Here is a 13249-nt window from a genome sequence, read left to right as displayed (position 1 = left end):
CGCCGCCATGCCCGTCACGGTCGCACGCTTCAACCTCGTCGCTCCCGGGGCCTCTCCCGCCGAGCTGGGCGCCCGCTACCGGGCGGCCCTGGAGATGGCCGCGTACGCGGACGACCGGGGCGTCACCACGGTGCAGACGGAGGAGCACCACGGGGCGGAGAACAACTGGCTGCCGTCGCCGTTCGCCTTCGCGGGAGCCGTCTTCGGCGCGACCCGGCGTGTCGCGGTCACCGTCTCGGCGATCATCGGCCCGCTGCACGACCCGCTGCGGCTCGCCGAGGAGATCGCCGTGCTGGACCTGCTGAGCGGCGGCCGGCTGGTGACGGTCGCCGGGATCGGGTACCGGCCGGAGGAGTACGAGCAGTTCGGGGTGGACTTCGCCCGGCGCGGCAAGCTCCAGGACGAGCTGCTGGAGACGCTGCTGAAGGCGTGGACGGGCGAGCCCTTCCCCTACCGGGGCCGCACGGTCCGGATCACCCCGCGCCCGTTCACCGCACCCCATCCCCTGCTCCTGGTCGGCGGCTCCTCCAGGGCCGCCGCCCGCCGGGCCGCCCGGCTGGGCCTGCCTTTCTTCCCCAGCGCGCACCTGCCGGAGCTGGAGACGTACTACAAGGAGCTGCTCGTCGAGTACGGCACCGAGGGCTGGGTCATGATGCCGGCGGCCGAGACGCCCCTGCTGCACGTGGCCGAGGATCCGGACCGGGCCTGGGCGGAGTACGGCCGGCACTTCCTGCACGAGGCGCGGACGTACGCCGCCTGGCAGTCGGGCGGGGTGCGCTCGGCGGTGAAGTCGGCCGCGACGACCGTCGAGGAGCTGCGCGCGGAGGGCGTGTACCGGATCCTCACGCCGGAGCGGTGCGCGGGGCTGGGGCTCGACTCGTACGTCCTGCACCCGCTGGCGGGCGGCATGCCGGTGGAGGAGGGGTGGCGGAGTCTGCGGCTGTTCTGCGAGCGCGTACTGCCCGGGCTCGCGGCATGAGACCGCCGCCCCGGCTCGGGCAGTGGCCGAACCGGGGCGGCGGCGGGTTACGGGGAGAGGGGCAGCGGGGACTATGGCCCTCCTCCCCTAGGGGTGTCCACAAAGTCGCGTCGTCCGCCCGGAGGGCGGGCCCTGCGGCGTCATGGGGTCCCCCCTGCTCGAAGAGCTTGGGGGAGCGTGCCGGGCGTCGCAGGGCAGGCGGGACTTTGCGGACACCCCCTAGTGCGCGGGACGGGCTCAGCCCATCTCCTCCAGGGCCTTGCCCTTCGTCTCCTTAACGAACTTCAGGACGAACGGGATCGAGAGCGCGGCGAACGCCGTGTAGATCACGTACGTCACGGACAGGTTCCAGTCGGCCAGCGACGGGAAGCTCGCGGTGATGGCCCAGTTGGCGATCCACTGCGCGGCGGCGGCCACCCCCAGGGCGGCGGCGCGGATCCGGCTGGGGAACATCTCGCCGAGCATGACCCAGACGACCACACCCCAGGACAGGGCGAAGAAGAGGACGAAGACGTGCGCGGCGATCAGGGCGATCCAGCCCTGCGCGGCGGGCAGCTTGCCGTCGACCAGGTGGTACGAGAACGCCCAGGCCTCCAGGGCGAGGCCGATGACCATGCCGACCGAGCCGATGATCGCGAGCGGCCTGCGGCCGATGCGGTCGACGAAGATCATCGCGATGACGGTGCCGACGATGTTGATGATCGAGGTGGTGAAGGAGTAGAAGAACGAGTCCGTCGGGTCGACGCCGACCGACTGCCACAGCGTCGAGGAGTAGTAGAACGCGACGTTGATGCCGACGAACTGCTGGAAGACCGACAGGCCGATACCGATCCAGACGATCGGCTTGAAGAAGAAGCTGCCGCCGAGCAGGTCCTTGAAGCTGGAGCGGTGCTCGCTCTTCATGGCGCCCTCGATCTCGGCGACACGGGCGTCCAGGTCGACGTCCTTGCCCTCGACCTCGGTGAGGATCTCGCGGGCGCGCTCGTGCTTGCCGACGGAGATCAGGAAGCGCGGGGACTCCGGGATGGCGAAGGAGAGCAGCCCGTAGAGGACGGCCGGGACGACCATGACGCCGAGCATGACCTGCCAGGCCTCCAGGCCCATCAGCTTGCCGCGCTGGTCGCCGTCGGCGGCGTTCAGCAGACCCCAGTTGACCAGCTGCGACACGGCGATGCCGATGACGATCGCGGCCTGCTGGAAGGAGCCGAGCCGGCCGCGGTAGGCGGGCGGGGCGACCTCGGCGATGTAGGCCGGGCCGATCACGGAGGCCATGCCGATGGCGAAGCCGCCGACGACGCGCCAGAAGGCGAGGTCGTACAGCGCGAAGGGCAGCGCGGAGCCGACGGCGCTGATCGTGAAGAGGATCGCGGCGATCTGCATGCACCGGATGCGGCCGATGCGGTCGGCTATGCGGCCGGCGGTCGCGGCGCCGATGGCGCAGCCGATCAGGGCGATGGCGATGACCTGGGCGAGGGCCGCGGAGCCGACGTCGTAGCGGTCACGGATGGCCTCGACGGCGCCGTTGATCACGGAACTGTCGTAGCCGAAGAGGAAACCGCCCATCGCGGCCGCCGCCGCGATGAAGATGACGTGCCCGAGATGATCGGGATGAGCCGTCCTGGCTCCTGACTGGGGTGCCTGCGCTGTGCTGGTCACGTGTACTCCTCGGGCCACCGGCAACGCTGCCGGAGGGGGTCAGCCCTTCGAGGTGCCACCTGAAGGTACCTGAAGGTAAAAGGAACGTTGCCGAGACTATGCCTTCAAGTTTCGAAGTCAATAGGGCGCTTGCTGTGAATCTGAGGCAGGGGTGTGTCAGCGATGTGTTCAATAAATGAAGTCAGCCAGAGCCGCAGGTGAGAAGGGTGTAGACCACACCCATCTAGCGGAGGCGCTGCGAGATGACCTTCGACACACCGTCGCCCTGCATGGAGACGCCGTACAGCGCGTCGGCGACCTCCATCGTGCGCTTCTGGTGCGTGATCACGATCAGCTGGGACGCCTCCTGCAGCTCCTGCATGATCCGGATGAGCCGCTGGAGGTTGGTGTCGTCGAGGGCGGCCTCGACCTCGTCCATGACGTAGAACGGGCTGGGCCGTGCCTTGAAGATCGACACGAGCAGCGCGACGGCCGTCAGCGACCGCTCCCCGCCGGAGAGCAGCGACAGCCGCTTGACCTTCTTGCCCGGCGGCCGGGCCTCGACGTCCACGCCCGTGGTGAGCATGTTGTCGGGGTCGGTCAGCACCAGTCGCCCCTCACCACCGGGGAAGAGCCGGCTGAAGACGCCCTCGAACTCCCGGGCGGTGTCCCGGTAGGCCTCGGTGAAGACCTGCTCGACGCGCTCGTCGACCTCCTTGACGACCTGGAGCAGGTCGGCGCGGGTCTTCTTCAGGTCCTCCAGCTGCTCGCTGAGGAACTGGTGGCGTTCCTCCAGCGCCGCGAACTCCTCCAGGGCGAGCGGGTTCACCTTGCCGAGCTGCTGGTAGGCGCGCTCGGCGGCCTTGAGGCGTTTTTCCTGCTCGGCCCTGACGAACGGCCTCGGCTGATTGCGCGGGTGCTCGGGGTCCTCCGGCAGCTCCTCGCCCTCGGCGGGGGGCGAGGGCGGCACGAGCTGGTGCGGACCGTAGTCCGCCATGAGCCCGGCCGGTTCGACACCCAGCTCCTCCAGCGCCTTGGTCTCCAGCTGCTCGATCCGCAGCCGCTTCTCGGCGCCGAGTACCTCGCCGCGGTGGACCGAATCCGTCAACTTGTCGAGTTCCGCCTTGAGATCGCGCCCCTCGGTGCGGGCGCGGGCGAGTTCCTGCTCGCGCCGGGCCTTGGCGGCCTCGGCGGCGGTGCGCTCCTCGTCGGCGCGGGCGACGGACACCTCGACGTGCGCGAGCAGCTGCCGGGCGCCGGAGGCGACGGCCTCCGCCACCGCCGCCTCGTGCCGCAGCCGGGCCCGCCGCTGCTCGGCACGCGCGCGTGCCTCGCGTTCCGCGCGGGCGGCCCGGTCCAGGGAGTCGGCCCGCCCTGCCAGGCCCTTGACCCGCTCCTCATGCGTACGGACCTGGAGACGGGCCTCCATCTCGGTCTGGCGGGCGTTGGCACCGTCGGCGGCGAGCCGGTCCCGCACGGCGGTGTCGGGCTCCTCCTCGATCGGCATCTCCTCGGCGACGGCGAGCCGCTCGGCGAGTTCCTCGACCTCCTGGAGTGCCTTGTCGAGGGCCTCCTGAGCGCGGGCCGCGGCGGCGGTGGCGCGTTCCGCCTCTCCGGTGGCGCCGCGTGCCTGCCCCGCCAGCCGCCCGAGCTGCTGGGCGACGGCCGACTTCTCCCGGTCGGCGGCCCGGCGCCGCTCCCCCAGCTCCTCGACCAGCGCGGCGCACTCCTTGCGCCGCTCGACGGCCTCCTGCTGGGCCTCGGTCAGCTCCTCGCAACGGACGGCGAGCTCTTCCAGCTCGGCGGCGGCCTCGTCGACGGAGGCCTGTACTTCGAGGAGGCTGGGGGCGCCCGCGGAGCCGCCGTGGGCGAAGTGGGCGCCGAGGAGGTCGCCTTCGGCGGTGACGGCGGTGAGGTCCGGGTGGGTGTAGACGAGGCTTTCCGCGTCTTCGAGGGTGTCGACCACGACGATGCCGTGGAGGAGCCGTCTGACGGCAGGCATGAGGTCCGCAGGGCCGCGGACCAGGTCTGCGGCGTAGGTGTGGCGGGCGTCCGCGGCGCCGTTGTGGCTGGTCGCGCAGTTCCCCGCGCCCCTGAGGGCGTCATCTCCTGCCAGGAGCAGGGTGGCCCTGCCACCGTCCTGCTTGCGGAGGAGTCGGATCGCGTCGGCCGCGGATGCCGGGGACGTGACCGCGATGGCGTCCGCCGCAGCCCCGAACGCGGCGGCCAGGGCGACCTCGTGGCCCTGGGCCACCGTCAAGAGCTCCGCCGCCGGGCCGAGCAAACCGGAGAGGCGGTCCTTGGCCGCGAGCAGTATCCCGGTGCCGTCCTTGCGGCGCAGGCCGAGGGCCAGGGCCTCGTGCCGTGCCTGGGTCGCGGCGCGCCGGCGCTCCGCCGCCGTGGCGGCCTCCCGGGCTGCCGTGAGGGCGGCCTCGGCCTCGGTGAGCTGCTGCTTCGCCGCCTCGTGCTGCTGGGCGAGTTCGACGTCGCCGGCGTCGAGGCCGTCGACCTCGGCCTGGAGGGCCTCGTACTCCTCCTGGGCGGTGACGGCACGTTCCTGCGCCTCGTCGCGGGCGGCGGCCAGGCGTTCGATCTCGGCCTGGGCGGAGGCGGCGCGGGAGCGGGCGGCGTTGACCTGGCCGCTGAGCCGGGCCAGGCCCTCGCGCCGGTCGGCGATGGCGCGGGCGGCGTCCTTCAGGCGCCGTTCCTCCTGGGCCAGTTCGCGTTCCAGCTCGGCGCGGTGGGCGACCGTGTCCTCCAGGGCGCGCTCGGCGGCCTCCAGGGCGGCCTCCAGCTCGGCCTCCTGTTCGCGGACGCGGGCGGCCTCGCGCTCCAGGTCCTCGGGGTCGCGGCCGCGCCGTTCCTCGGGGGGCGCGGAGGTGGCGCTCTTCACGCGGGCGTCGGCCAGCGAGATCGTGCCGCGCACCCGCTCGGCGAGCTGGGAGAGCTCGTACCAGGTCTGCTGGGCGCGCTGCAGGCGCGGTGTGAGCTGCCGGACCTCGTCCTCCAGGAGTGCTTCGCGCTGGAGTGCCCTGCGCAGCTCCTGCTCGGCGGCCTCCTTGCGTTCCTTCAGCGCGGCCTCGTCGGCGACCTCCGCCTGGAGGGCTTCCCGGAGCCGGACGAGGTCGTCGGCGAGCAGGCGCAGCCGGGCGTCGCGCAGGTCGGCCTGGATGACGGCCGCCCTGCGCGCGACGGCGGCCTGGCGGCCGAGGGGCTTGAGCTGGCGCCGCAGCTCGTCGGTAAGGTCCTGCACGCGCGCGAGGTTGGCCTGCATCGCGTCCAGCTTGCGCAGCGCCTTCTCCTTGCGCTTGCGGTGCTTGAGGACGCCGGCGGCCTCCTCGATGAAGGCGCGGCGGCCCATGGGGTCGGCGTGCAGCACGGAGTCGAGCTGGCCCTGCCCGACGATCACGTGCATCTCGCGGCCGATGCCGGAGTCGGAGAGCAGTTCCTGGATGTCGAGGAGGCGGCAGGTGTCGCCGTTGATCTGGTACTCGCTGCCGCCGTTGCGGAACATGATCCGCGTGATGGTGACCTCGGCGTACTCGATGGGCAGGGCCCCGTCGGAGTTGTCGATGGTCAGGGACACCTCGGCGCGGCCCAGGGGCGGGCGGCCGGTGGTGCCGGCGAAGATGACGTCCTCCATCTTGCCGCCGCGCAGCGACTTGGCGCCCTGCTCGCCCATGACCCAGCTGAGCGCGTCGACGACGTTGGACTTGCCCGAGCCGTTCGGTCCGACGACGCACGTGATCCCCGGCTCGAACCGGAGCGTGGTGGCCGAGGCGAACGACTTGAACCCGCGGAGGGTCAGGGCCTTGAGGTGCACGCCGCCGGACTCTACCGCCCGGGTTCGTCTCACTCCATGAACCCACGGTTTCGCCGCTGAACGCGCAGGGCACACCAGACGTTAAAGACGGTGAAAGGATGCGCGGGGAAAGAAAGAAGGGACGCCTAGGGCGTCCCTTGCACTTCTGACAACTCAGCGGTTGTGACGGGCGGCCCGACCACTGCTGTGCTGTTGTGGAGCGATGCAGTGATCAGGTGAGCGCAGGCTCCGCCTGGTGTGCGTCAACGCTCTCCATGATCCTGTCGTGAGAAGCGGCAGCCGTCAGCGCTTCGTTCTCCGCCTGGATCCGTACGAGCTCGGATTCCAGGTCCTGGACGCGCTGCTGGAGCCGTCGCATCTCGGCGAGGAGTCGAGGGTCGGAGCCGCCGACGTAACCGAGAAGCGCCTTTGCCATGATGGATGGTCCTCCACAATGAGTGACCGACCGATGCGGTGTGGGTCGTGAGGGATTCGCACCCGCCCTGCCTGGCAGGCCTGGAGTTGTGCTGCCGTTCAGCCATGCCAAACAGCTAAGGTGCGCGGGGTGCTTTCAGCGTCTCACCAAAAAGTTTGACGGTCAACACGATCACGCCCCGTATTGGCGGGCGACCCGGGCGCACACGGCCGGGAACGGCGGTGCGGCGGCTTCTGCGGGGCCCTCGGGGCGTGGCGATCATCCTTGCGTGCGGAGCGTGCCAAGGCAAGCGGTTCTGGCAATCACCAGCAAGTTTCCCTGCGGGGCGACGGCCCGCGGCCTGTCCGTGGGCGGCCCCCGGGGCCGCCCGGCGGTACGGAGTCAGCGGATGGCGAAGCCCTCGTAGCCGCCGCGAGGTGTGTCCCAGATCTCGGTGACACCGTCCACGCGGCCGGGCGTGTCGTCACTCTGGAGCCATTCCAGAAGACCTTCACAGCCCTCCCGCGCGCCCTCCGCGACCACTTGGACCCGTCCGTCGCCCAAATTGAGAGCAAAACCACTCAGGCCGCCGATCTCCAGGGCCTTGGCCCGGGTGAACCAGCGGAAACCCACACCTTGGACGCGTCCCCGCACCCAGGCGACCAGTCGCACATCGTCGCTCATGACTGCAACCTAACCGCACGATCTTCCTCCGGGCACTTCCTCCACTTGCGCCATGCGGTACCGTCCCCCCTCAACGAATCTCATATGAAACTCACACGATCGAGTGAGTTTGGTGTTGATCTCGAGGACGAGTCGACCGCCAGGACGAGGAAGGCCAGGACATGGGACGCCACCGACGCTCCGCCGCCGGCCGCGCCGCCACGGGGATCACACGGGCCGACGGCACCGCGGAGGGCCACGACCCGCTGCACTCCACCGCGGAAGACGCCCCGACGATGGGCATCGCGCCCTACCTGAACCCGGAGGCGTACGCCGAGGGCTACGCGAAGAGCGAGGCCTACCTGTTCGGGGCGGAGGCGTCCGCAGCGGGTGACCGCCACGAGGACACGGCCGTCTTCGCGAGCGACGGTTTCACGCGGGACGGGTTCACGCGTGACGGGTTCACGAGCGACGGCTTCGCGGGCGACGGTTTCACGCCCGACGGCGGCGTCCGCCGCGCCGGTGCGCACCGCCGCCGGAAGAAGGCCGCGCGTCCGATGCGCACCGGGCTGCTCGGCGTGTCCGCCGCGGTCGCCCTCGGCACGGTCGCGGTCGCCACGGGCGCGGTGCCCGGCCTCGAGAACTACAAGCTCGGCGGCACCAACGGCGCCGACAAGGTGCAGGCCGGGGACACGCCGACGAACACCCCGATCGAGCAGGGTGGCACCTCCGGCAGCGCCGACAGCCGGGGCGGTGTCCCCACCAGCCGGGACGCCGAGCGCTCCGCCTCCCCGTCGCCGTCCGCGTCGAAGTCCTCCGCCGCGCCGACGAAGACGCCTCAGAAGCCGGAGAAGTCGGACAAGGCGCCGCAGAAGACCCCGGAGAAGAAGCAGCCGGCGGCCACCCCCAGCGAGAAGCCGGACAACACGCCGTCCCGCACGGCCACCAAGGCGCCGCGTAAGCCCAGCGCCTCCGCCGCGCTCTCCGGGGAGTCCGCCGCCGCGGCCCAGGTGCTCGCGCTGGTGAACGACGAGCGGGCCAAGGTGGGCTGCAGCCCGCTCGCCGCGAACAGCGCGCTGACCGAGCTGGCCCAGAACTACAGCGAGGACATGGCCGCGCGCGGCTTCTTCGACCACACCGACCCGGACGGGCAGACGCCGTGGGACCGGGCCGAGAAGGCCGGCATATCCAACCTCGGCGGCGAGAACATAGCGCGCGGCCAGGCCGACGCCGCGGCCGTGATGGACGCCTGGATGAACAGCCCCGGCCACCGCGCCAACATCCTGAACTGCGACTTCAAGACACTGGGCGTCGGCGTCGAGTTCGGCTCGGGCGGCCCCTGGTGGACGCAGAACTTCGGCTACTGAGCCGGCTCACGACGCTCATGCGGCGTCCGGGCCACGACCTCAGCACGAAGCGCTAACTTTCGGTTAGTGCAACCTATTGGTTAGCGCTGTGCTGGCGTAGGCTGGGCGTATGACCACCACCCAGGAGCGCGCGGAGGGGCTCGACGACCTCCCGTACAACGTGTTCGCCAAGGCCTGTCCCTCGCGCGGCACGCTGGAGCACGTCACGGGCCGCTGGGGCGGACTCACGCTGGGCGCCCTGTACGAGGGCTCGCTGCGCTTCAACGAGCTGCGCCGCCGCGTCGACGGCGTCAGCGAGAAGATGCTCTCCCAGACGCTGCACGCGCTGGAGCGCGACGGCCTGGTGCACCGCGAGGCGCAGCCCACCAATCCGCCCCGGGTGGACTACGAGCTGACGCCGCTGGGGCGCGGGGTCGCCGAGCGCCTGCTGAGCCTCATCCACTTCGTGGAGGGGCGGATGGACGACGTGCTGGCGGCGCGCGAGCGTTACGACGAGACGCGCGGCGCCCGCTGACACGTCGGGCAGAAGTAGCTCGACCGGTTCATCCAGGCCCGGCGGCGCATGGGCGTGCCGCAGCGCCGGCAGGGCAGGCCCTCACGCCCGTAGGCGTCGAGGGACCGGTCGAAGTAGCCCGACTCGCCGTTGACGTTGACGTAGAGGCTGTCGAAGCTGGTGCCGCCCACGGCGAGGGCCGCGTTCATCACGTCCCGGACATGGCCCAGGAGCAGCAGGGTGCGGGGGCGGGTGAAGGTCGCGGTCGGGCGCTCGTAGTGGATGCGGGAGCGCCACAGGGCCTCGTCCGCGTAGATGTTGCCGACGCCGCTGATGAGCGACTGGTCGAGCAGGGCTCGTTTGATCGTGGTCCGCTTGCGGCGCAGCGCCTGGTGGAAGGCCTCGTCGTCGAAGAGCGGGTCGAGCGGGTCGCGGGCGATGTGCGCGATGACGTCGGGCAGCCCGTCCACGGTGTTCTCGTGGAGCGACAGCCCGCCGAAGGTGCGCTGGTCGACGAAGCGGAGTTCGGTGTCCAGGGTGTCGGTGAAGCGGACACGGATGCGCAGGTGCTTCTCGTCCGGGGCGGTGTGCGGCTGGACCAACAGCTGGCCGCTCATGCCGAGGTGGGCCAGGATCGACTGGTCCGTCTCCTCCAGGGGCAGCCACAGGTACTTGCCGCGACGGCTCGGGACGCCGATGCGGTGGCCCTTGAGCCGGTGCGCGAAGTCGTCGGCTCCGGCGAGGTGGCGGCGCACGGCGCGCGGGTGCAGCACCTCGGCCTCGGCGACGGTCCGGTGGGCGACCCACCGCTCCAGACCGCGCCGGACGACCTCGACCTCGGGCAACTCGGGCACGACTCTCCTTCTGCTCCGGCCCCTGAACACTGGGACATGGGTCCGCAGCGTAGCGTGGTCATACCGTCAGTCCGCCAGGCCGGTCGGCAGTACCCGGCCGTCGGCGGTGAGACCACGGGTCAGCAGGGCCTCGGCCTCGGCCGCTCGGCCCTGAGCCCGGAGCACCTCGACGAGGTCCCGTACGGCGTGGTGATCGCCCTGGTCGATGAGCGTGCGCAGTTCCTCGGTCCTGCCGAGTTTCTTGAGCAGGTCCCGTCGCTGGTAGGGCGGCGAGTCCCCGGCGGGGCCGGTGATGAGGGCGACGGCCCGGTCCGTCTCCCCGAGCGCCACGAGGGCGTTCACGAGTTCGCGCGTGGTGTCGAACATGCCGGCGGTACGGCCTCCTCCGAGGGCATGCAGCCGGACGGCTTCGTCGAGATCGTCTTCCTCGATGGCCAGTCTGGTCAGCTCGCCCACCGCGTAGATGTCACCGGATGCCGCGCGCGTCCGCAGATCCTCCACTCGGCCTGTCACGCGCAGCAGTTCGGCCAGGTCCCTGCCCAGGTAGGAACCCTCGTCGGCGTGCGAGATGAGCACCTCCACCGCTTGCTCGTCCTCACCTCGGTCCCGCAGGAGCCGAGCCGCCTCCTGCGCCGCATCAGCGTGCCCTTCCGCCGCCCGCTCCAGCAGGGCATCGACGTCACCGCTCTTCGCAAGCAGATGGGCCAGCATGAAGTCGGCATCGCCGTTGCCCTGGTCCACGAAATCCCAGAGCATCTCGATGCCCTCGTCCGTCCGGCCCTTCTCGTGGAGGAGGTCGGCGAGACAGCAGGCCGCGTCGAAGTACCCCTCCTCCGTCAGCTCGTACAGCCGCTCGAGATTGCCCTCCTCCTTGTGCAGCTCGGCGAGGAAAAGGAGAGCGTCGGGGTACTCCCGTTTGTGGAGCATCTCCAGAATGGAGATGGCCTGTTCGTTCTCGTCCTCGTCGTGGAACAGCTGTGCCAGTCGGTACCAGGACCACAGGTCGTCCGGGTCGAGACCGTCCAGCAGCAGTGAGATCGCCAGCTGAGGGTCCCCGTACTCGATGAGATGGCCGACCGCGTACTCATTGCCGGCTTCCGCCAAGTCGAGTAGTTCCTCGAAGTCCCAGCCCGCCAGAATCGTCCGGTACAGAGCGGCGTCCGGAGCGCTGGACGTCGTCAGCCGGTCAGCCATCTCCTGGGCACCGGCCGTCTCCCCCGACCTGCGGTAAAGCTCACCGAGCTCGCGCATGGCAGACGCGGAACCTGCCTCGACCGCCTTGCGCAACAAGGGAACGGCGGCAGCGAGACGTTGCCGGGCAGCAGCGGCCGCTCCGGTCCTCACGACATCCGCACGGTCGGTGAGGTGCTCGGCACACGCCTGCCAGAAGCTCTCCGGCGGCGGTGCGGCACGTTGAGCCCGGCCGGTGTGGTGCAGCACGTAGTCGGCCACCCGATAGCCGTCGGGGCGTCCCATCATGGGACCGTGGCTGACGGGGACGAGAGCCGAGGTGGCGCCCAGCAGTGGTCCGGTCGCGTAGCCGAGCGCCTCCTCGAACCAGCCGTCCGGGGCACCGGCCCGTTGGGCGGGAGTGCAGTAGCCCGGCGCGGCGGATCGCAGCAGCGCCTCGGGGATGGGTGACTGGACCCCCATCAGGGACGCGTCCACGGCCGCGGTCATCAGGGCGCGCGCATAGGGGTCGGCGTTCTCCCACCGATGGACGAGTTGCGGAGCCCCGGCGATGACCTGGGTCAGCCCGAAGTCCTGTGACTCCAGAGCCATGCGCAGCCGGCCGTCCGACTCGGCAAGAGCGACCGCGCGTCCCCGCTCGGCGGGGCTCAGGACTGCGCTAACGTGCACGGTCTCCGCGAGCTTGAGCAGTTCGCGCTCGGCACGGTTGCGATCGTCGTCCGTCGCAGAGGAGGGCGTCGCGGTCCAGGCGCCGTAGTAGTGCGGCCACAGCGTGCCCACGAGCACCACGGGCTCCGGTCGGGCCAGCAGGGCGCGAACGGTCGCCGCCGTCAGTTGGTGCGTGCCGGACACGTGGTGCTGAAGTTCATCGAGCCAGATCACCAGCGGGCCGGGCAGCTGATCCATGACGGGGCCGATCATGCCGGCATCGGCGGGATGCAGCAGCCACCAGTCGGGCAGCAGGGCGCGGATCGCCTCGTAGAGCGACCGGGTCTTGCCGACCGACGAGCCACCCACCAGGAGAACGAATCCGCCGTCCCGTGCGGCCGCCCCGACCATCCGACGCACTCCGTCGCCGTCCCGGGTGTCCAGGTCACGGGGTACGTAGGCGGGCAGGGCCGTGGGCTCGGCACCCGTGACCCGGATAGGGCGGTGGACGCCGAGTCTGATCGGGTCGGCATCCCTGACGCGGACACACACCAGGGCTGAGGGTGCGGTCGGGGCGGGGCCGGTCTGCTCCTGCGCGGGCACGCGGACGGGCGCCTCAAGGCCGGTGATCAGGGTGACGCCACCGGGTACATCTCCGAACTGGAACAGGTCCCGGCCGACGACCGAGTGCTCCACCCGGCTCCGCTCGCCTTCCGCCGCCATACGGTCTCCCAGGTCAGCCGCGGGCAGGGCGGCCGAGGTGGACGTCACCGCCGACCGAGCCGATCTGGATGCTGTCCCCGCCGATCACACTGCCGGTGACGACCTGGGAGCCGTCGCCGGTACGCGTGCGGGCAGGGGCTCGGCCCAGCAGCGCCCGTACGTCGGCCGCCAGCTCCTCGTCGGCCAGGAGCGCCTTGCGGATGGCCTTGCGCAGCGCGGCGGTGGTGTCCGGGTCGTCCGGTTCCTCCACCACGTCGGCGAGAGCTTCGGGCAGTTCCTCACCGTCCGCGCGGCTGCCGAAGATCCGCTGCGCCAGCCGTCGGCCCAAGGCGACCGTCGCGCTCGCGGCCTCGTCCTGCGTACGCACCAGTACGGCGACGCCGTAGGCGCCCGCGGCCGCGGTGACGTATGGGGTGATCTCTCCGACCACCTGTAAGACGTCCCCCGACATTCTTCCCCCTCGGACCGCTGGATAGGCC

General features: G+C 71.0%; 10 protein-coding genes. 3 read left to right on the top strand and 7 right to left on the bottom strand.

The annotated features are described in order from the left end of the window. The first annotated feature begins 7 nt into the window (after positions 1-7). Positions 8-979 (top strand): LLM class flavin-dependent oxidoreductase, encoded by a 972-nt coding sequence (locus ABZ386_RS18405; RefSeq protein WP_351341242.1) that lies wholly within the window; start codon positions 8-10, stop codon positions 977-979. A 237-nt stretch (positions 980-1216) separates the two neighbouring features. Here ABZ386_RS18405 and ABZ386_RS18400 read toward each other — a convergent pair whose 3' ends face one another. The 4 genes from ABZ386_RS18400 to ABZ386_RS18385 form a co-directional block, all read right to left on the bottom strand. After that, positions 1217-2635 carry a sugar porter family MFS transporter gene (locus ABZ386_RS18400; RefSeq protein ID WP_351341239.1) on the bottom strand — a complete coding sequence of 473 codons (1419 nt, stop codon included), beginning with the start codon at positions 2633-2635 and terminating at the stop codon, positions 1217-1219. Between the two features lie 223 nt (positions 2636-2858). Beyond that, positions 2859-6437, bottom strand: a complete 3579-nt coding sequence (gene smc / locus ABZ386_RS18395; protein WP_356502139.1) for a chromosome segregation protein SMC — start codon at positions 6435-6437, stop codon at positions 2859-2861. Between the two features lie 211 nt (positions 6438-6648). Next, entirely contained in the window at positions 6649-6852 is a 204-nt protein-coding gene (locus ABZ386_RS18390) for a hypothetical protein (RefSeq protein WP_003993245.1), read from the bottom strand. Positions 6853-7233: 381 nt separating this feature from the next. Then, entirely contained in the window at positions 7234-7515 is a 282-nt protein-coding gene (locus ABZ386_RS18385; protein ID WP_351341232.1) for an acylphosphatase, read from the bottom strand. A 161-nt stretch (positions 7516-7676) separates the two neighbouring features. On the opposite strand from ABZ386_RS18385, the gene ABZ386_RS18380 reads away from it, so the two are divergent. After that, the gene (locus tag ABZ386_RS18380) at positions 7677-8861 is read left to right on the top strand and encodes a CAP domain-containing protein (RefSeq protein WP_356614719.1); all 1185 of its coding nucleotides are present in this window, start codon (positions 7677-7679) and stop codon (positions 8859-8861) included. Between the two features lie 109 nt (positions 8862-8970). After that, positions 8971-9375, top strand: a complete 405-nt coding sequence (locus tag ABZ386_RS18375; protein ID WP_114255536.1) for a helix-turn-helix domain-containing protein — start codon at positions 8971-8973, stop codon at positions 9373-9375. Here ABZ386_RS18375 and mutM read toward each other — a convergent pair. The 3 genes from mutM to ABZ386_RS18360 all read right to left on the bottom strand — a co-directional run bounded on the left by mutM (position 9348) and on the right by ABZ386_RS18360 (position 13221). Beyond that, positions 9348-10208 carry a bifunctional DNA-formamidopyrimidine glycosylase/DNA-(apurinic or apyrimidinic site) lyase gene (gene mutM, locus ABZ386_RS18370; RefSeq protein WP_351341225.1) on the bottom strand — a complete coding sequence of 287 codons (861 nt, stop codon included), beginning with the start codon at positions 10206-10208 and terminating at the stop codon, positions 9348-9350. The genes ABZ386_RS18375 and mutM overlap by 28 nt on opposite strands. Positions 10209-10274: 66 nt before the next feature. Continuing rightward, entirely contained in the window at positions 10275-12770 is a 2496-nt protein-coding gene (locus ABZ386_RS18365) for a hypothetical protein (RefSeq protein WP_358965100.1), read from the bottom strand. A 13-nt stretch (positions 12771-12783) separates the two neighbouring features. Next, entirely contained in the window at positions 12784-13221 is a 438-nt protein-coding gene (locus ABZ386_RS18360) for a hypothetical protein (protein WP_356502131.1), read from the bottom strand. Positions 13222-13249 lie beyond the last annotated feature (28 nt).

It is taken from the genome of Streptomyces sp. NPDC006140 (assembly GCF_040628815.1).
Classification (GTDB): domain Bacteria; phylum Actinomycetota; class Actinomycetes; order Streptomycetales; family Streptomycetaceae; genus Streptomyces.
Note: the sequence above shows the minus strand (reverse complement) of the source record. Positions and strands in the feature narration are given on the sequence as shown.

Bases quoted from the DNA above. Each gene is read 5' to 3' on its own strand.
- ABZ386_RS18360 (WP_356502131.1), bottom strand. From the start codon at position 13,221: ATGTCGGGGGACGTCTTACAGGTGGTCGGAGAGATCACCCCATACGTC.
- ABZ386_RS18390 (WP_003993245.1), bottom strand. From the start codon at position 6,852: ATGGCAAAGGCGCTTCTCGGTTACGTCGGCGGCTCCGACCCTCGACTC.
- ABZ386_RS18380 (WP_356614719.1), top strand. From the start codon at position 7,677: ATGGGACGCCACCGACGCTCCGCCGCCGGCCGCGCCGCCACGGGGATC.
- ABZ386_RS18375 (WP_114255536.1), top strand. From the start codon at position 8,971: ATGACCACCACCCAGGAGCGCGCGGAGGGGCTCGACGACCTCCCGTAC.
- ABZ386_RS18405 (WP_351341242.1), top strand. From the start codon at position 8: ATGCCCGTCACGGTCGCACGCTTCAACCTCGTCGCTCCCGGGGCCTCT.
- ABZ386_RS18385 (WP_351341232.1), bottom strand. From the start codon at position 7,515: ATGAGCGACGATGTGCGACTGGTCGCCTGGGTGCGGGGACGCGTCCAA.
- ABZ386_RS18365 (WP_358965100.1), bottom strand. From the start codon at position 12,770: ATGGCGGCGGAAGGCGAGCGGAGCCGGGTGGAGCACTCGGTCGTCGGC.